This window comes from Sorangium aterium, assembly GCF_028368935.1.
In the GTDB taxonomy this organism is placed as follows: domain Bacteria; phylum Myxococcota_A; class Polyangia; order Polyangiales; family Polyangiaceae; genus Sorangium; species Sorangium atrum.
Map to the genome: position 1 here is coordinate 57,842 of NZ_JAQNDK010000006.1, position 19,878 is coordinate 77,719.

General features: G+C 67.4%; 11 protein-coding genes. 4 read left to right on the plus strand and 7 right to left on the minus strand.

The window, feature by feature from the left end:
• Positions 1-28: 28 nt before the first annotated feature.
• From POL72_RS44325 to POL72_RS44350, 6 genes are all read right to left on the minus strand, one after another.
• Entirely contained in the window at positions 29-862 is an 834-nt protein-coding gene (locus tag POL72_RS44325) for a phospholipase D-like domain-containing protein (RefSeq protein WP_272102955.1), read from the minus strand.
• Positions 856-2,856 (minus strand): DrmB family protein, encoded by a 2,001-nt coding sequence (drmB, locus tag POL72_RS44330; protein ID WP_307730703.1) that lies wholly within the window; start codon positions 2,854-2,856, stop codon positions 856-858. Before drmB ends, POL72_RS44325 begins: the two co-directional genes overlap by 7 nt.
• On the minus strand, positions 2,759-6,100 hold the full coding sequence (gene drmA, locus POL72_RS44335; protein WP_272102957.1) for a DISARM system helicase DrmA: 3,342 nt from the start codon (positions 6,098-6,100) through the stop codon (positions 2,759-2,761). Before drmA ends, drmB begins: the two co-directional genes overlap by 98 nt.
• A 346-nt stretch (positions 6,101-6,446) precedes the next feature.
• The gene (locus POL72_RS44340) at positions 6,447-10,370 is read right to left on the minus strand and encodes an Eco57I restriction-modification methylase domain-containing protein (RefSeq protein ID WP_272102958.1); all 3,924 of its coding nucleotides are present in this window, start codon (positions 10,368-10,370) and stop codon (positions 6,447-6,449) included.
• A gap of 7 nt (positions 10,371-10,377) precedes the next feature.
• Positions 10,378-13,647, minus strand: a complete 3,270-nt coding sequence (gene drmD, locus POL72_RS44345) for a DISARM system SNF2-like helicase DrmD (RefSeq protein WP_272102959.1) — start codon at positions 13,645-13,647, stop codon at positions 10,378-10,380.
• A 1,337-nt stretch (positions 13,648-14,984) separates the two neighbouring features.
• The gene (locus POL72_RS44350; RefSeq protein WP_272102960.1) at positions 14,985-15,542 is read right to left on the minus strand and encodes a dihydrofolate reductase family protein; all 558 of its coding nucleotides are present in this window, start codon (positions 15,540-15,542) and stop codon (positions 14,985-14,987) included.
• Between the two features lie 364 nt (positions 15,543-15,906).
• On the opposite strand from POL72_RS44350, the gene POL72_RS44355 reads away from it, so the two are divergent.
• From POL72_RS44355 to POL72_RS44370, 4 genes are all read left to right on the plus strand, one after another.
• Positions 15,907-16,455, plus strand: coding sequence for a TetR/AcrR family transcriptional regulator (locus POL72_RS44355; protein WP_272102961.1), 549 nt, complete (start codon positions 15,907-15,909; stop codon positions 16,453-16,455).
• Between the two features lie 84 nt (positions 16,456-16,539).
• The gene (locus tag POL72_RS44360; protein ID WP_272102962.1) at positions 16,540-17,559 is read left to right on the plus strand and encodes an NAD-dependent epimerase/dehydratase family protein; all 1,020 of its coding nucleotides are present in this window, start codon (positions 16,540-16,542) and stop codon (positions 17,557-17,559) included.
• 67 nt (positions 17,560-17,626) lie between these two features.
• Positions 17,627-18,385 (plus strand): hypothetical protein, encoded by a 759-nt coding sequence (locus tag POL72_RS44365; protein ID WP_272102963.1) that lies wholly within the window; start codon positions 17,627-17,629, stop codon positions 18,383-18,385.
• Positions 18,386-18,419: 34 nt separating this feature from the next.
• Positions 18,420-19,331 (plus strand): MBL fold metallo-hydrolase, encoded by a 912-nt coding sequence (locus tag POL72_RS44370; protein ID WP_272102964.1) that lies wholly within the window; start codon positions 18,420-18,422, stop codon positions 19,329-19,331.
• 26 nt (positions 19,332-19,357) lie between these two features.
• Here the strand turns inward: POL72_RS44370 and POL72_RS44375 are convergent, their stop codons facing one another.
• The gene (locus POL72_RS44375; protein WP_272102965.1) at positions 19,358-19,549 is read right to left on the minus strand and encodes an ATP-binding protein; all 192 of its coding nucleotides are present in this window, start codon (positions 19,547-19,549) and stop codon (positions 19,358-19,360) included.
• Between the last annotated feature and the right edge of the window lie 329 nt (positions 19,550-19,878).

Genomic DNA, 19,878 nt, shown 5'->3' on the forward strand with positions numbered 1-19,878 from the left:
CTGAGGACCAGAGCGTCATAAATATCATCTACCAGGCCACTTTTCTCATCTTCCCCTTATATGCCAATTGCTCGAACTGTTGCGCCAACTCCTTGGCAAACTGAGGATCCCGCACGATAACTCCAGCCTCGAAATTGTCTGTGTGCGCCCACTTGCTCAGGTTTGCCGATCCCACGTAGGCCACTTCATCATCCACGATGACGCACTTCGCATGCAGCACGAACTGCTTCCGGGTGTCGTAAAAGACCTGCGGCAGGAGCGCATCGGGCCAGTACTTCCTCTTGAACCTCTCTCGGAACACCGCCTCTGGATCTTCCGGGTAACGGCGCTTCTTGCCCCGCTCGGATGTGTCTTGGACCATGGTGTCCCTCTCCATCCACCCCCGCATCAGCTGCTTATTGATACACAGGAACAGTCGCACATCGAGATGAGGGGGATTCTTCTGGCGCTCCACGAGCGGCTTCAGGAGATCCGGAGTACCCAGGTTGAAGGTCGACAGCAGCACCTTCCGCTTCGCCGTCGTGAACAGCTCCTTCACTGCCACTGCGGTGTCCCGGCTCTGCGACGCCCCTTCGGGCCCCGACCATACCAGGGTCAGACGGCGTCGCTGCTCTTCCTCGCAGCGCGCCCGCTCCGTCTTCAGCAGCTTGAGAACCGCGACGCCTTCCTCGATAGACGAGAACGCGGCGTGAAGTGCCTTCAAATCTGTGGCCAGCGCCTCGGAATTTTCGTGTATCTGCTTACTCCGTAGCGCTGTCGCTGTAGGTGGCCACGCGAGCAGGCGCCGCTCTAGCGCCTCGACTAGCCGCTTCAGCGCCGGCACTCCGAGCTTCTCTAGCTCCGGGCCCATCGTGCTTACCATGTACCAGTATCCGGCCCGAACAGCTCCGCTCCGATCGGTTCTACCGTAGGCATCACCAGTGCTCGGTCCAAGAGCTCGTTCCGGTGCTCGCAGCTCGTCTCCGGCAGGAGAAGGCATCCGTGGCAAGCCGCCCCGTGCAGAAAGCGCTCCTCAAGGGCCTGGCGCGGCTCGTGCTGAGCGCAGACCGGATCGTTCGAACACAGCGATCCGTAAGCGAGAGCCGCCTGGAGATGTCGATCGAGCCGCCCCGCCGCCCCGGCCAGTCCGCCGAGCGTCCCCTCCGCGTCCGCCGTCGCCGTGTAGAGCAGCACCCCATACCCCTCTGGCCCCGCGTAGACCCGTTCGCGGATCGAGCTTGCCGCATAGCCGCACTCAAGCGCCACCGCGGTCAGCAGTAGGTGCGACAGCGAATGAAGCATCACGTACGCCACTCCGGGAAATCGCGCTGCCGCGTCGGCGTGCCTCGCCGCCCAGGCCACAAACCCCGCGCGCAACTCGGTCTCGCGCTGCTCCACCTTCGGCCGCGTCATCCACGACACCACCACGCCTGGGTCGAGGGCCACGAACAGCCCTTCTCCCTGGTTTTCCACGGCAGGCACCCACCGTGCCTCTGCTGACAGCCGCGCCCGCCGCGCGCCCACGGCCAGCGCCCCCTCCGCGTCGCGCGTCGGCTGATCGATCCGCGTGAACCCGATCAGCGCAACCACCTCTCGCAGCCGGTGCACGGAGAGCACTCGCCGGACAGCCTGAAGCCGCGGCGGACGAGGCTCGGGGAGCGCGACTTCCGTCGCGAACAGCTCGCTTTCCTCCTTATCCACCCCGAGATCCTCACTCAGCAGGCGTGCGATCTCGGGCCCTTTCAGGCCTCCCTGGGCGGTGGCGCGATCGCGCCGCCGCCGCTCGATGGCCGCCAGCACGTTCGCGTCGTCCAGTTCCAGCCTCTTGAAGGCATCCTCCAACTTGGGTAAAAGTTTCCTTGCCAGGCGCAGCGCCTCTCCGGTATCGATAACCTCCAAGCGCGCCTCTTCCCACAGCTCTGCCACCATGCGATCAGCCAGCGATGCGCCGCCCGGAATCGAAATCGCCGTCATGAGCTCCGGGAAATATGCATTCGTCGCGGAGCGCACGAGCAGCCGAGCCGGTGCATCGCATCGGCCGGGCCCGCCGCGCCAGTGCAATGGTCCCAGCCAGGGCTCACCGCCCGGGCACATCCCGAGCGGCATCTCATTCGAATCGTCCTTGTGGCGGGGGATGGCGTCGAGCAGCGCCCGACTGGCACGGCACGCGCAGCGCACGAAGATCTCGGCGAAGTCCCCGGTCGTCCCGACCTCGTCGAGGTACAGCGCCTCGCAGTTGCTCTCCCCCCGGTGCACGAACGTCATCCAGTCGACGTCGCCCACGTGCCCGTGAATGCAGGCCTGCACGAACCGGATCGGCACCACTGGGCGGCCGCCCCACGTCATGCCCTCGAACGCGCTACGGTGAACCATCCGGCGCGAGCGTCGCGCGCGGTCTTCCCCCTGGGGCGCATGGGGGTCCACGAGAAACCACCGCGGCAGCTCCCAGACAGGGATTTCGGCTTTTGCGTCGTCACGGCTGGGTGCCGCAGGCGGCGTGTAGAGCCCCGTGATCCCAGCCTCTGCCAGGTGGGCGAGCAGCCGGGGCTCCTCGATGCGACGGAGCCGCGAATCCTCCGCTGCAGGGTCGCCCCAGTGGTCGGGCCCCGACACGATGCCCGATCGCGCTGGTAGGTCTACAAGCGCCCCAGGGCCGAAAGTCGTTACGGCCTGACTCCGCCGGATGTGTCCGTCGGGCGGCGCGGGGCCCTCCCCTTGGCCGCCCGCGCGGCCCTTCCTGGCGCCGGCCCCCCGGTTGCCGGTCCTCTTCGTAGCCATCTCAGGTCTCCTCCGGCAGTTCGGGCACCTGGACGCGCAGCGCCACAATCGGCTCCACGTCGCGGAGCGAGCGCGGCGCCCGGAACTTCTCGCGGTCATCGTTCGTGGGCCGCTCCGCCAACGGATCATAGAGCAACGTCGGAGCCTTCTTCTCCGCGCGCGCGTAGCGCAGGCCTGTGTGCTCGTCGGCCAGTTCCGACCATGAATCGAAGAGATCTTGGGCCCGCTTTCCCAAGTCGACGTGCAGCGCCGCCCTCTCTTCGGACGAGATGGCTTCTGCCACCCGCTGCCTGAGCAACTCTTCGACCTGTTCCTGGAGCGGCTTCACCCTGCCGATGCCCGCCGCGGCCCCCTCCGGCGTCATCCTGGGGTCCAGCAGCCGCGTGAGCGCCACGAGCACCGCCGCGCCGCCTCGATCGATCGCGCGTGGCGAGAACGGCGTCACGCTGGTCGCCTCCACCGCCCGGTAGAAGCTTGCGTGGTAGGCTTCAAACCGCTCGTAGTGCGACCGATCGCGCGGCCGGTGCACGTTGAGCAGCGTCACGACGAGCCCTGGCCGCTGGGGATCGCGCCCGACCCGGCTCGTTGCCTGGATGTACTCGGCAGTCGCCCTGGGCTGGCCGGCAACCATCATCAACCCAAGTCGCGGGATGTCGAGCCCGACCGAGATCATGTTGGTCGCCAGCGCCACGTCGACCGGCTGAAGTGTCTTCTCCCGTGGCTGCACCTCCAGGCGCTGGCGTGACGACGAGATACGCGACGTAGGCTCGCGGCTCGTCAACTCGACCACTTCACCCATCGACCGCCGTGCGAAGACCGGCGCAGCCCGTTCGGGTCGCTGCCGTTCGTCGTACCGGCGCAACCGCGTGGCGACCTCGTCCTCGATTATCCTCCGGCTCCCGCCGAGCTCGCGCAGGCTGTTGAAGTACCCGAGCAGCGTCATGTATGGCGCCGCTGGGTTGTGCTCGACCGCGTCGCCGCCGGCCTCCTCGTAAAGCTGCTGCGCCCCCGCGAGCAGTGCCAGAGACACCTGGAGCATCACCTTTTTCAGGCTCCGCCCCGGCGCGGCCACGCCCACATACCGCCGCGCGTGGGCGTACGCCGTGTCCGCGCGTTCCTCGGGCGTCCGTGGGGCCGGCACCGTCTTCGCGAAGAACGAGTCCTTCCGGTCGGGCCCCGGCGGCGGGAACACCACCGTGCTATCGCGGGCGAAGAGCGCCTGGATCTGCCGCGCTGCCCGTCGCACCGTCGCCGTCGAGGCCACCACTTTCGGCGCCGCTTCTTCCTCGGCACAGAGCCCGTCCACAGCCGTTTCGTAAAGCCCCACCATCGTCCCGAGCGGTCCGGAGATGAGGTGTAGCTCGTCCTGGATCACCAGGTCCAGCGGCGGCAGCCGCCCTCCAGGAATTGGCGTCCCGATCCCGGGCCTGTCGCAGGGCCCGTAGAAGCCCTCGGCGTCGTATCGGGTTACGCGCCCGAATAGCGCTCCCGTCTCACCCACCCAGGGGAGTTGCGCGATCTTGTCCACGGTCGCGATCAGGAAGCAGGGCAGCCGTCGGTAGATCGGTTCGTCCACGGCGACGATCGGCAGCGGTCGGCTTGACCAGCGACACGACGCGGACGCGCAGTACACATGGAGCCGCTCCGGCTTCTCGTCATCAGGGAGCAGCCGGAAACTCAGCGGCTTGAATACCTGATGGCACCACGGGCAGCGCTCGATGGGGATCGGCGAGGGGTTCCGGCCAGAGTGCAGCCGGAATGCCAGCGTCTTCTCCCGCGCCGAGTGTGGATTCCGATCTCCCGCCCGGCCCATCCGGTTGGGCGTGGCGGCTTCGCCGACCCAGAGCCCGATCTCGAAGGGCCACGTCCCGAGCCGCGGATCGGCTTCCCGGGCGATCTCCAGCGCGCACATCAGGGCCGCAGCCCGCTCGAGCTGATCGAGCGTGAGCAGCCTCAGCGTGTAGCGCATCAGCACGCTCACCCCGGCCCCTCGCACGCCCGGATGCCGAAGGCGCCGGTACACCAGCGTGAACGCGGCAAGGCCTAGGTACGCCTCCGTCTTCCCGCCGCCCGTCGGGAAAAACAGCAGGTCCACGTCCCTGCGCGTCGTACCCTGTGGATGGACGATTCCGGGCACGTTCATCAGCACGAACGCGAGCTGGAACGGGTACCACGCCGGCGTCACCGTGGGCCGCCGGGCGCGCGCCACCTGGGCCATCACCCGGCAGGTGATTCGCAGCGCCGCGTCGGCCCTCTCGTCCACGAGCGCCGCGATCCCCTCTGCGATGCGCCCCTGCACGCAGCGGGCGTCGCGCAGCAGCTGTTCCAGCATGTGCCGCTGGGCCTCATCTGCGAGGCGCGCCGCAGCCTGCTGCTCGATCCACGCCTTGTAGGCATCGGCGATCGGCGAGAGCGCTGCGCGCAGATCTGGCACACTCGCGAGCGCCTCCATGCGAGCATCGAGCCCCTCGAGCGTAGCAGGCACCACCCGCTCGACCTCGGCACTCGGGATCCACACGGTCTCGACCTGCCGGCAAACCCCATCCGCGTCCAGGCGAGCCGCCGTGGCCACGTTGTGGCCGACCGCATGCTCAACCGCGTCGCGGTACTGGAGCTCGGCCACCTGCTCGTCCGCATCGACATTATCGCTCCCATCGTCGCGGCCGCGCAGGTTGGGCCTCGCCGTCAGTCCCTCCTTGCAATGGAGAGCGAGCGCCGCCTGGAAGGCGAAGGCCGCGTCGCGCGGCGACCCCGGCGGACGCCGGTTGACGAGGAACACGGAGACGGTGAGCCCGTCCCCGTCGGCGCGGCGCCGGCTCAGCACGACGAGAGTGAGCCCGCTCTCGTCTGCCTCCAGAGGGTAGGACTGCAGCGAGCCGGCCGGGTCGACGAGGAGTTCGCGCGTGACCTCCCGGGGCGCCCGGCGCCAGGGCCGTGCGACGGGCCGCGTCTCGTCGGCCTCCTCGGAGCAGGATGGGGTAGTTTGACAATCCGGTGGAGCCTCAGGTGCGTAGTCCCCCCACGTGGCCGTAACCCGGAGGTTGCGCACCGACGACGGCACGAGAACGCTGAGCCCGAGCGATGCAGGAAGCAGCACGCGCCGACGCGACGTGGGATCCGGCGCGCGGGCGTCGGCGGCCCGGGGATCATCCCCGATCTCGTCCGGCTCCTCCTGCGCCTCGGGATCGACGCGGTCCCCCTCGTCCCCCTCGAACGGGACGAGGAAGCCGGTGAGATACCAGCGGGACGGCGGAATTGCGAGGCGCTCGTCCGGCACGGCCGGCCCCACGAGGTCCTCGCGGAGGATCTCCACAAGACGCTCGCGTACGTCCACAGGCTCCACGGCGCGTTCCTCCCTTCTCCCGACCCACCGTCAGGAGCGTACAGTCGGGGTCGGCGAGAATACGCGATTGGCGAGCGGAAATATATGGCCGCGACGTGCTCCAGCGGAGAATGAGGTAAATGTCGGTCCGGGAGAGACTTCTGCGAGGAGGTGGGTGGAAAACCTAGGACTCCGACACAGTTCTGAACCACCGACGTGCTCGGATTCAGCCGTTTTAAAGCGGCACCGGGCGACAGGAGGGAGCAACAGGACCGCGGTGCGTAGCAACAAGCGGGGGGTGCGGCACTACTGGAGGAGCATTTGAGCAGACGGAACAAAGCGGCCGAGCGGAACTGCACCCGAGAGATCAACGGGTCTTCTTCGGTGAGGGCACGCCAGCGACACGCTGGGTGGCGGCACAGTCGGCGGCGGCGCGCTCTTGGTTGAGGGCGAGAAGCCGGGCGACGACTTCGTCGCGGACGTCGTCGGGCCAGCGATAACGCCAAGGCTTCTTCTTGCGCGGCCGTCCGGCTGACTCGGGCTCATCATCATCGTCATCATCATAGTCAAGGAGAAAAGCGCACGTGGGGCGAATCTCAGTCCACCCATAAGCGTCAAGAACTGCACGATCCATGATATCGTGAAGTTCGCGAAGCCTCTTAATATCAGGCTCCTCTTCCTCAGGATCGTGAAAGCGGTTATATGTAGTAGTGAGACCCTGCTGGTTCCTGATCATCAGAGCTGCCCGGTACTCGTAGTAGCACCTGCCCGCCTCGTCGATGGCAAGATTATGCTCCCAGCCAGGAGGAAACGCGAACGTCTCAAAGCAATCAGTAGGTGTATAACGAAGTCGATCCTCCAGAGACGATCCAAAGAACCGCGCCCAAAACTCGTGCAATCGCGACTGAATCACCGCAAACGCGCCATAGCTACACAACGAAAATACATCCAGCTGCTCGGAAAACACCTGCTTCGAGTCCACGATTGCAACAGCAAAGTGCTGCGATACGCGCCCAATAACGATCACCTTGTCTTGACGAGCCAGCACCGCACTAAGGCCTGGACGAACCTCTCCGTACTGCCACCATCGAACTCGATGCGCACCTCTATTTGCAACATCTCGACGAGGCTTGACCTTATTACGAACAATGGTCATCAAGTCGGGCCAAGCGTTTGCCTCTTCCTCCGTTGCGGTTCCAAAATTGATTACATAGCGATGTGCCGCATGGGTAGGACTTGAGTTGACTTCGTCCCCTCCGAGATAGGAAAATATCTTCTCTTTGTTGCGGCGATCTTTTACGATCAATCGCTTCATCTCAGAGGTGGGGTTCGCATCCTGGTCAAGATCATCAAACAGAAAGCCTTGGCCCGCTATCTTGTAACCTTCAAACACTAAGCCACTGCTAGCACGAAGTCGAGCGGGCTCCTCGCTACTGCCGTGTCGGAACAAGTATGCCGTAATCTGATCTGCGCAAATGTCGTCGATTGTCTTTTTGGCGACCGTGGCATGTTTTGCCAAATGAATTATACTAACTGTTACGGCGGCCCGTCCAGGCCACTTAAGCCGACGACGAGCTCCGTATATAATGCCTCCGTTTCTGCATATCCAGCCCAGTCCACCTGCTCGCGTGTCCCCTTGGGCAATCGTCTTAGTTGCCACCAGTCCCATGCACGCGCCGCTTCGTAACTTGTCAAAAGAGCGCCTAAAGAAATAGGCGGCCAGATCCATTCGGTTTCCCGACTCGGGAAAATAATTTGTTATGAATCTGAAGTACTCATCGGTAATGTTGGTGGATATCATCGTTCCACCCAAAAATGGTGGATTCCCTACGATGGCGTCAAACCCTGGGCTGTTTCTTGAAAACACCTCGGGAAACTCGATTTCCCAGTGAAATGGCTTAAATTGCAGGTCCGGCTCAGGCAGCTTCCCAACATCCAACACCAGCCGCTTCGCGTAGTCGTCCAGTCGGTTCACCCGCGCCTTCTCCTTCGTCTCGGAGAAGAACACCTCCACGACTAGATCGCCAACCCTCCGCACTGCAGCCACGGCGTGATCTGCGTCCCCCAGAAGCCGCTCCTTTTCCTTCGTGTCATCTGAGTCGGCTAGCTGATGGATCTGCTCCCGCAGCGCCTCTGCCCTCTTCAGCGCCTCGTCGATCCCCTTTCGTAGGAGCGGCACCTGTGCCTGCTTTCCTGGCGCCCAGTGCAAGCTCGCGATCTGCTCCCGATCCAGGCCCACCAGCGAATCGCCTTCCCGTAGCGCATGGTCCAGGAACGTGAACGGATGCTCCCTCGCCAGCGTCACCAGCCACAAGGACAGCTTCGCCAGCGCCACGGCGAACGGGTTCTTGTCTACGCCGTACAGGCACCGCTGCGTCACCAGCCGCTGCGCGTGCAGTTCCTCCGTCTCGTCCGGCGGGATGACCGGCCGATCCTCCGGGTAGCGTTTCCAGGCCTCCTCCAGCGCTGCCCCGAGCTGACGGCATGCCTCCACCAGGAATGCCCCCGATCCCATGGCCGGATCGCACACCTTGAGGGTCAGAACATCCGATGCCCGGTAGCGCTCGGGGAGCCGCGCCAGAACGGGCTCTAGCGTCTTGCGTACGATCGGCTCGGTCAGCTCCCGCGGCGTGTAATGGGAGCCTGAGCGCCGGCGCTCCTCGGTCGGCTGCAAGTACAAGGACCCAGGCGGTAGCACGCCGGGGCGATGCGGAGACGCGCTCTTTGACAGCGCCTGCGCTAGCGCCTCCACCGTCCTGGCCTTCTTGATGTCGGCGGCCACCGCGGCGCCAGGCTTGCAACCGACCTCACTAAGGTCCTTCAGACGATCCTCGGGCTTCTTCTTGAGCAGCGTCGCGAGATCCACCGCCGCGTGATGCGGCTTGACCAGGAGCGTCGGGCCAGACGCCTGCTCCAGCGTGTAGCCCATCATGGCCTCGTACACGCTGCCGATCTGCTCCACGTCCAGGGTCCGGTACGAAATGCGTTCGCCGTCGAGGAAGAGGAGCTTGTGAAGGACGCGGAATACTACACCATCGGCGACGCTCGGGGGGTCGATGCGCTCGAACCTGCCGCGGGTGCTGAGATAGGGTCGGCCCTCGAGAAAGGGGTAGGCGTCGGGGTCGAATAGGTCGCCGAGGCGGGCCGGAAGGCGCAGGGCCTTGTACCGCGCGCCGAAGAAAATCATGGAGAAGAGCGAAACGAGCTGGGCCCAGGCGCCGTAACGCTGATCCATTGTGTCGTGGAATCGCGCATCGTCGTCCCGTAGGCGCTCATACAATCCCGTCGGGGAGTAGCTGCCCGTGAAGATCGGATCGTCCGGCAAGAGGCCCTTGTCCTCGGTATAGAGCAGGAAGACGAGCCGCAGGATCGTGGCCAGGAGGCCGCCGTAGAGGTGCGGCCGATCTTCGACGAGTTCCCGGGCCATGAGCCTGTCCCCGCCGAGGGATCGCGCCGACTGGAAGCCGACGAGTAGATCCTGGAGGGCGCTGAGGACTTGATCGGCCAGCTTGCTGGAGACCTCGTTTTGGTAGCGGCGGCTCTCGCGGAGGATCGCGGGAAGCCGGTGCTCCTGAGGACCCATGAGCAGGCCAGGGCCGAGGAGCATTACCATCGCGCCGAGGACGTCGCGTCCCGCGGTCCGGGTCAGCACCCGCACGGGAAACGTGAGGTGACCGGCGGTCTCGGTGCGCGGGGCGTAAACGAGGCGGATAGCGCGGGTGTGGACGAGCAGGCCGATCGGAATGTCGCGCTCGCGCAGGAGGCGCTCGAAGCGGGCCTCAGAGCTCGCGGCCCAGCGCCGGCCCACCTCCGAAAGGGGACGATCGAGATCGGTGCCGGGTGGCTCGACGCGCACGAGGACAAGGGGCGTGGGAGGGGATCCGTCCGCGGGAGGCGTGTCGAGCAGGGCGTAGGTGGGCTCAAGGCGATCATCGCCGAAATTGTCGAGGCGGACGACCAGCTCGGGCAGCGGGGGACCGCCATGCATACCTGCGATGCGGTCGCGTGGCCATTCGAACAGATCGGTGAAGAGCGCCGAAATGTCGGCGATCTGCGGATCGGCATCGTCCCCCGCATTGCGCTGGGCGCGCTCGGCCTTACGGGTCGTCTGCCCGGCCAAGTCGGGCACCAACGCCAGGAAGCGCTGGTGAAGCTCGGCGAGCACGTTGCGGTCGAAGTAGGCCTGGGCGCGCACCAGTGCCTGCGCGGTGACGACAAGGCCGACGTGCTCCGCGGTAAGCTCGCCGATCCAGCCTTTATGAAATGAAAGGAGTTCCTTCTCGGTGGCCATGGACTTCCTAACCGGACTGGGGCCAGAGGTAGACGAGGCCGACGGCCTCATGGCGGGTGGAGCGGACGTGGTAGTGCTCTCGGATGCGCGCCGCCTCGGCGAGTGCCTGCGGCTCGAGCTCGACGAGGCGGCGATCCCAGTAGGCGAGATCATCTAGAATCTGATCGCGTTCATCCTCGGCAAAACCGAGGAGGAGCTGGTCTCCGCCCCCGATACCGTACCGCTTCTTCAGCTCAGCGCGGTGGCGCGCGAGGCGCTTCGCTTGATCGGTGACGATCTTCACGAGCGCGGTGGCCTCCTTTTTTCCGCGCTCGGCGAGGAGGCGGTCGGCCTGCCGCTGCTGCTCGTCTAGGCGGCGCTTGAGGCGCGGGCCAAGCGCTTCGAGGTGGGCGGGGACGCTGGGGAGGAAGGTACGGCGTGCCCAATCGAGATCGACGTCGCGCAGTGCAGGGTCGGCGAGCGCCTCGCGTACGAGGGCAAGTGGCTCGGCGGGATCGTCCAGGATCGTAAGCGGCTCCCGGCCGTCGAGGCCTCCGACACGGCCTGCGACGGCCGTGATCTCGTTGTGGAGGCGCGCGGCCTCCCGGCCGTAAAGGGCGACCCGGCCGAACAGTATCGCGTAGGGGACGGCGGCGCGCGTACGGAGGACGCAAGCTCGGTGCAGGTCGTGGTGCACGAATCCCTGGGCGGAGAAGCGGGCGAGGAGGCGGCGGACCAGCGGGTGCTCGAGGTGGAGGTGAACGACGCCAGCGCCGAGCTTGCCAGGATCCTCGAAGACGACGGAACGGAGAGACGTGCGGCGGCGCCAGTCCCAGAGGGCCTCGGACGGCTCCCGGGGAGGCCGGAGGAGATCGAGGAGGGGGAGCCAGCTCGGGTCGACCGCGGCGCGAGCGGCGAGATCAGGGAAGCGATAGGCGCCCCGTAGATCATTCGCTGTGACTGGCTCAAGCTGCCCCGCGCCGAGCAGACCGAGTGCGGCGTCGACTGCGCGGCGGAGACGGTCCCCCTCGTAATCCAGGTGCCTGCGGGCGCGCTCGAGCAACTCGCGCAGGTCTGCGAGTTCAGCCGCAAGCTGCCGCGGGCGACGCGCTGCTTCCAGCTCTTCGCGGCGAGCGGCGGCGCGGGACGGCTCCTCGCCGAGTTGCTCGATCGCCGCGCGGAGATCGGCAACCCGGCCAAGTGGGACACCGCGCTCGAGGAGGGCGGCGAGGCGGCCCTCGACGACGGCGCCGATGCTACCGAGCTCCTTCTGGATGGTGCGGGTCTTGTTGACTATGGTCTCGAGGACTTGGTCCTCGGGTCTCTGCGTGAAGACGAAGTAATGGCAGCGGACTTCCGGGGCACGCTGAAGGGTGCGATCGATGCGACCGTTGCGCTGCTCGACGCGGGAGGGGTTCCACGGCAGGTCGAAGTGGAACAGGTCTGCGCAGTGGTTCTGGAGGTTGACGCCTTCGCGGGCGGCGTCGGTGCAGACGAGGATACGCAGTGGCTCGACGCGCGGATCGGCATTGAAGGCTTCCTTGATCTCCTCGCGCACCTCGTCGGAGATTCCCCCATGAAACGTGCGGATACGCGATCGCACGCGCTCGGGCTCGCAGATCGCGGTCCGGAGCTGTTGATAGACGTAATCCTTGGTGTCCGCGTACTCGGTAAAGATGAGGACGCGGCGATCGGTCCACGCCTTCGGCGCGGTACGGACCGGCGCGTCGAGCGGGGCGAGGTCGGGGCAGAGGTGCTCGCGGATCCAGTCGATGAGCTTGCGGATGCGCTCGTCGGGCGCCGTGCGGTGCCGCTGCGCGATCTCCTGCATGCGGTCGAGGAGGGAGATCTCCTCGGCGGAAGGGACGCTCGGATCGGCGGCGGTGGCCCGAACGATCTGGGCGTCCTCCTCGGCGCGGATTGATGCCTCGTCGCGCTCTGCGTCCTCGTCGTCCATGCCCGGCGGCTCGGCGAGGAGCGTAAGCTGCGCGGTCGAGGGCGGTGGTGGGGACGGCGTGGCGGCAGTGCGGCGCTGCGTGACGGAGCGGCGGTGGACCTCCAGCGTGCGGGCGAAGGCGTGGATGGAGGAGAGGAGCCGCTTCTGCAGCGAGGTGACGACCAGCGCCGCGCTGGCCTGCGCTCCCTTAGGGAGCGCTGCGAGGCGCGTCTCGCGCAGCTCGCGGTAGCGCCCGAGCAGGCGCGAGAGCTCGAGCTCGGGAGCGTTGTCCGGGAGACCGGTGATGTCGTGCTGCGGGACGAGCCGCTCGGGGATCTCACCTGGTAGGGCGTCCTTGAGGTCTCGCTTGAGCCGACGGACGACGACGGCGTCGCGATCCCTGGGATCGATGGGCGCGCCGCGGCAGAAGCGCGTGTCGTCCAGGATCTCGAGCAGCGCCGAGAAGCTATTGGAGTGGCCGTTGTGCGGGGTTGCCGAGAGGAAGAGGCGGTGCTCGAAGCGGCCGGCGAGATCGCGGATGACACGGGTGAAGCGGGAGTCGACCGCGTATTTGGCGCCCGAGGAGGGGGCCGCATGATGCGCCTCGTCGAGGATGAGGAGGGACCCGGCGCGAGCGCCGCCCCCCGGCTCGCCCTCGCTACCTAGCAGAGCGCGGAGGAGGCCGGCGTAGGCCTCGTCGCGCAGCAGCGCATGGGAGACGACGAAGAGCTGGTGGGTCGCCCAGGGGTTCGTGGCGTGGCCTCGCTCTCGGCGGACGCGGAGGACGTAAGCGCGGTCAAGGACGCGGAAGGCGAGGCCGAAGCGGGTGGCAAGCTCGTCCCGCCACTGGAGGACGACCGAAGGCGGGCAGGCGACCACGACGCGGCGGACACGCTGGCGCAGGAGGAGTTCGCGAAGGATGAGGCCGGCCTCGATGGTCTTGCCGAGGCCAACATCATCGGCGATGAGGAGGTTGACCCGCGGAAGGAGCAGGGCCTTACGGAGCGGCTCGAGCTGGTGAGCCTTGATTGAGATGCCGGCGCGGTATGGGGCCTGGAAGAGCTGCGGATCTGTGGAGGTGACGGAGCTCCAGCGCAGCGTGTCGAGGTAAGCGGCGAACAGGTCCGGGCGATCGAAGCCGTCAACGCGGCCAGCTTCGAAGGCGTCGGTCTTCAGGATGGTGCCGTCGAGCTCGCGTTCCCAGAGGACCTCGAGGGTAGCGCCCGCTGCGTCGTCGTCGACGCAGGCGAGCGTGACGGCCGTGTCCTCATCGTCGACGCGCTGGACCTTCTCGACGAGGTAGCGCCGGGCGCGGACGCGGACGAACTGGCCTTCTTGAGGGGGTGCTGCGGGCTTTTCCATCGGCTCAGGGCCGATGTATCGCACGAGGACGACGACTTGGGAACGAGGGTCGACCCTAGGCGAAGGCGGTACCCGCACTTTTCTGGTGGCTGCTCCCTGTTCGCCGCTTCCTCCCGCGCCCTGCCAGGTGAGGGGCCCGCGAAAATTGGACCCCCCTTCGACCTCGATGTGCGTCGTTGCCTACGGCAGGTCGCGGCCAAGGTGCACTGCCTGGCCGGAGCCGCATCGGTGACACCTCGAGAAGACACGGACGGGCCATGGCGTGATGCTACCGTCCCCGCCCCTCGTTGCGATGGATGAATTGAACTATCTCTTCGCGCACGCACCGCCACGCCGTCCTCGCCTTGTAGGGCGCGACTGCGGCTGGTAGAGCAGCGATGTACAGGTGTCGCGGCGGCGCCCATGCGCACGGCAATCATTAACCCACTCGTGTTCTATCGGTTAATGTTGTACGTGGGCCGTGGATGTCCGGTACATCGTCGATTGCCCTCGGGGAGACGTGCCGAGGAACAGGCCCCGCGCACACCTTGGCGCTTGCCTCCCCGGCACAGGCCTGCCGCCTGGCGACGTCGCTTTCTCGAAGGCCTCGGGGGCGCTTTCGCACGCATACATCGCGCGTGGGCGATCTCAGCAGAGTCTGCAGGCGCCGGCGAGTGGCAGGCCCGGCGGCGACTCAGCGCGATCGGCGAGCTCGACTATCAGCCCAAGATTGCTCGCTCCTCCGGTGCTGCTGGCAGCCCAAGCAGCCGACCGATTGCTTCATGAACGACCCGGGCCGCCACGTCATCCCCGAGGGCAACGGCGCGGCTCAACGCGTTGGCGAGCGAGGTGACCACGGCGGCGCGAGGCGACGCGTCGGTCGGCGCGAGCTCCGTAGGCCCGGGGCCCGCCGGTTGGGCCCGCGTTGGGCCCACGCCTTCCGAGGGGCAGCGATCCGTCGTCATGTCCCCCCGAAAGCCCGGCCGAACCCACGGATCGCGACGGTTCGCCCCCGCGGAATTGTCCCGCCAGAGAAGCCGGTCGATAGCGAGTGGTCGCTGGAAACAGTAGCGATTTTCGTAGTTTCCGCCTGTTTCGCCGCTGAGGGCGGCTCCGGTGTGGCCCAACGCGGCGCCCTCTTCCGCCGCATCGCCCGCGGTGAAGGGCCCGCGGCATCACCGATCGGGGTCGGCGCCTGGCCTGGCGCCGAAGCGGGCGCGCGCGTCGAAGCAGGCCCAGCTGGCTGCCGCGGTGCCGGTGGCTGGGGATCGCGCCGAACATCGCCGCGGTGCTGCGCGGCGAGAAGGCTCCCGACGACGCGCTGGCCCGCGAGCTGGGCGCGATGGGGCTCCTCTGCGTCAGCGCGCGCGCCGGTAGTGCATCGCCACCGCGCCGCAGCGGAGCGGCTTGGCCGAGACCAGCTCGAGCCGCCGCGTGACGGGCAGCCCGCTCTGGTACAGGGTCGGGCCGTGGCCGGCGAGCTTGGGGTGGACGAGGAACTTGTACTCGTCGATGAGATCCAGCCGATCCAGCTCGGTCGCGAGCTTGCCGCTGCCGAGGAGCACGCCGGCCGGGGTCGCGTCCTTGAGCTTCTGCACGCCCATGCGCAGATCGCCGGCGATGGGGTGGCTGTTGGTCCACGGGAAGTCCTTGCGCGTGGACGACACCACGTACTTCGGCTTGGTCTCCAGCTTGACCGCCCACTCGCGCAGCGCCGGAGGCGCCTCCTCGTCGCCGCGGGCGACCGCCGGCCAGTAGCTCTCCATCATCTCGTAGGTGACGCGGCCCCACAGCATCGCGCCGCTCTCGTCCATGAGGCGGGTGAAGAAGGCGTGCGTCTCGTCGTCGACGATCCCCTCCTGGTGGTCGACGCAGCCGTCCAGGGTGACGTTGATGGAGAAGGTCAGCAGTCCCATGCGGCGAGTCTCCTTCGGAACGAGGCATCGGTCAATGTTGCGGTAGTGCCATGCGCACCGCGAGGCTCTCGGCTTTGTCGTCTCGCAAGACTCTCGAGTCCGTGGTGTCGAAAAGCACGTCGTGATGGCTCGGTCCTGGGTCGAAAGAGCGTGGTCCGGGCGCCGCCACGCATCGCCCAGGCCCTGGCGAGCATCGCGGCCAAGTAGGTCGCCCTCATCGCCCAGGGTCAATCCACGTAAACGCCGTCGCATAGCGCACATCGACGGCCGAGAGCGTCGCCCGCGCGGTCTCGTTCAGCGCGCCGTCGGGCTGCCTCCGGGTCGCGAGGAGCTGCCAGAGGCTAGCTGTGCTAGCCTGACGGCGATGGCCGACGTCAAGGATAAGTTGCTCGCCGTAGCGTACCGGGTACTCGAGAGCGAAGGCCCAGCAGCGCTCACGACGCGGCGGGTGTGCGAGGAGGCCGGCGTGACGATGCCGACCCTCTACCACCACTTCGGCAGCCGGGACGGGCTCGTGGCTGCGGTCCACGCCGTCGCGCTCGAGAAGTTCATGGCGAAGAAACGGGCGCTCACGCCGACAGACGACCCCGTCGCGGATCTCCGCACGGGCTGCGAGCACGTGCTCGAATTCGTGCAGGCCCACCCCTCCGTCACGGCCGCGTTGATGGCGCGCGGCATCGAGCAGCCGTCGATATTCGAGCCGAGCTACGCCCTGATGCGGCACCGCCTCGAGCGTTGCGCCAGGGCGGGCGCCCTGCGCGTGCCGATCGAGCGCGCTGCCGAGCACGTCTGGGCCGTCGTCCAGGGCCTCGCGCTGAGCATCGTCGCCAGCCCTTCCGGCGCACCACCGAGCCGCGCCACCTCGGCGGGGGCGCTCGACGCGGTGTTCCAAGCGATCGCCGACCAATTGTAGCGCCGCTATAGACAATACGTGTAGCGATGCTATAGATGATCCTGGATGGCGCGCCGGAGCGGGCCCGAACAGGAGAGATTCGTCATGGCAGAGACCGTGTTCGTCACCGGAGGCAGCGGCTTCGTGGGCCGCGCCATCGTCCGTGCGCTCATCGCGCGTGAGTACCGCGTCCGTGCCCTCGCGCGAAGCGCCGCCAGCGCTGCCAAGCTCGCCGCTCTCGGCGCCGAGCCCGTCCGCGGCGACCTCCACGACGCCGCCGCGCTCACCGAGGGCTGCATGGGCGCCGCGGTCGTGGTGCACGCGGCCGCGTCCCTCACCTCGGCCCTGCGCTGGGGCGAGCACGCCCGCACCAACGTCGAGGGCACCGGCGGCTTGCTCGCAGCGGCGCGCGCGGCCGGCGTCCGCCGCTTCATCTACCTCGGGGCTGCGTCGGTTGTCATCGAGGGCTCTCGGCCGAGCGAAGGGGAGGAGGACGCTCTCCCGCCCAGGGTCGATCGCTCCTTGCCGTACAGCGCGACGAAAGCGCTCGCCGAGGCGATGGTGCTCGAGGCAGACAGCCCCGCGATGCGCACCGTGAGCCTCCGCCCACCGATGATCTGGGGCCCGGACGCGCCGACCCTCGACATCATCGCGGAGGCCTTCCGCGCCGGGCGCTTCGCCTACGTCGGCGGGGGCAAACACCTCTACAGCGTCGCCCACGTCGACAATGTCGCCGAAGCGGTGAGCTGCGCAGTGCGCAGTGACGTCGGCGGGCGCGCGTATTTCGTGACCGACGACGAGGTCACGCCGATGCGCACCTTCTTGACGGAGCTCATGGCGACGCGCGGCGTGGACGCGAAGGCCTGGTCCGTACCCCTCCCCCTGGCGGTGCTGTTCGGGTGGCTCCTCACCAACCTCTTCGGGTGGTTCGCGCCGCGACGGCGCCCACCGCTCACCCTCGAGGACGTGCGGCTCCTCGGGCAAACGCTTCACCTCTCGTCTGCTCGGGCGAAGAAGGAGATTGGCTACCGCGCCGTGCGGAGCCGCGCGGAAGGCCTCGCCGCGCTCCGGGCCCATGGCAGCGCCGTTCGGCGGAGCGGCGAGAGCCCCGCGCTCGCGCATTGAGGCGCGGTCGGTGCCTGTACTGGTTCTCCGTGAGGGTGACAGCGGCTGGCAGAGAAGAAGAGAGAAGATGGAGAAGGCAAGAGGGCGCACGGTGGCGAGAGCGAGCTGCCATCGCGCCGAGGAGAATGCCACCGCGCTCGCTTCGGGCAACGTCGCGCCCTCGCCATCCTCGCGGTGCTCGGCAAGCGCCTGCGGGCGGCTGCGGGCGGCTGCGGGCGCTCGGTTGCCCTGCATTGCGCGCGGCGGCCCCGCGACAGCGCTCCGGCGCTCGCTCGCCGGCGCCGCGCTGGCAGGCGCGCTCGCCTGGGGCTCCCCCGCCCGCGCCGCGGAGACGCAGAGCCTCGCCGAGGCGGGGATAAGCCCCAACCTCGCCTGGGCCGCGTCGCAGCTCATTCCGAGCCCCACCTGGCACCTCTACGCCGACGACACGCGCTTCGGCCTGCGCTGGCAGCTCACCCCGCTGCTCTACTCCTTCGGCAGAAATCGGAGGCTGTCTCCCTGGCGCAGCCTCCTCGCCGAGCCGCTCGCGCGGCATGCCGGAGCGCTCGAGATCCATGTCACGCCCGAATACCTCTTCTCCGGCGCCGGCATCGAAGATCACGTGCAGCTGACTGGCGGCGTGCGCGCCTACTTCCCCCTGCTCCACCGCGGAGAGTACCTCTCCTGCTCGCTCGGCGGCTCCGCCTTCACGCTCGGCGGCGAGGTCGCGGCGGCGTACGAGGCCGGCCTCTACACGCTCTTTGGTGTCATCGGCGTGCAGGTCGCCTACTCTCCGACGCGCGCGCTGCGCGGGACCACGTTGACGCTCAACCTCAGGTACTTCTGACCCCATGCTCCGCGCAGCAAGCACCACCGCTCTCATGGCGCTCCTCGCCGCCTCGGCGCTGTCCTGCAACAGCATGCCGGGACGCGTCCTGTCAGGCAACACGGGCGCGCTGTTCGGCGGCCCGGCGCCCGTCGCCAACAAGGTGCGAGAGCCCTACCGCAAAGACGCGCGCCTGGCCGTCCTCTGGGTCGGCCACGCGACGGCGCTCGTCCAGATCGACGACAAGCAGATCCTCACGGATCCGGTCTTCACCTCGACCGTGGGCCTCCTCTCCGCGCGGCTCGTCGAGCCGGGCCTGGACCCGGAGCACGTGCCGCCCCTCTCGGCGGTGCTGGTCTCGCACACGCACTTCGATCACCTGTCGCTCGGCTCGCTCGAGATGATCGAGGGGAAGACACCGGTGCTCTTTGTCCCCCGCGGCGCCCTCCCCTACGTGCCCGATTTCGCGTTCGACACGATCGAGCTCTCCACGTGGCAGCGCTGGGAGCACGACGGGCTGCGGATCACCGCCGTCCCGGTGAAGCACGGGGGAGGCCGCTACGGAGTCGACATCGCCCTCGGCTGGGGTGGATTCACGGGGTACGTCGTGGAATATCATGGGGTCACCGTCTACTTCGGCGGGGACACCGCTTACGATCGCAAGGTGTTCACGGAGACGCGGGCGCGGTTCCCCGCGATCGATCTCGCGCTGATGCCGATCGCGCCGATCGGGCCGCGCGATTTCATGCACTCGCGCCACGTGGACCCGGCAGAGGCGCTAGAGGCCTGCGAAGATATGGGCGCGAAATGGGTGGTGCCGATCCACTTCGACACGTTCATCAACTCCTCGGACGAGCCCGGCCAGGCGGTCTCCGAGCTCAAGCGCGTGATGGCGGCCCGGCGGATCGCGCCTGGGAAGGTCCACATCCTCGCGCCGGGAGAGCAACGGATCTTGCTCGGCCGCTAGGATCGAGCGCCGGAGGGAGGTCGCTCCTACGCGCTCGCGAACGGCAACGCGACGCTGAACGTCGTCCCGACATCGAGCTCGATCCGGACGTCGATCATTCCGCCATACAGCGTGACGAGCCGCTCGACCATGCACAGGCCCAGGCCCGTGCCGGAGCCCTGCCTCCACCATCGTGCTCGCCCCGCACCACGCTCGGCAGTCACCCCGGCGGCTTGCACCTCGCGTCTCCACCCCGCCCTTCGCCGAACCCATCTCGCAGCCTCGTTCCCGCGCCGCGTTCTGAATTGACGCTGTACGCCGTAGCGCGTAGGCAAATCAAGCCGGATCGCATCGCAAGGAAGTGTAGCGCGGCAGAGCGAAAGGGTGGGACCGCGAGCGTCGTGATGCCTCGGTCCTGGGTCGAAAGAGCGTGGTTCGGGCGGCGCCGCGCGCGCTAAGAGGCGCATCGGCGTGCCGTGGGCATACGTGTCCGTCCGGGCGTTGGTCTGGCCCGGGAGGCGCGTCGCGAGACGCTCTACGGCGTCACCGAGCGCCTTGCGGCGCACAA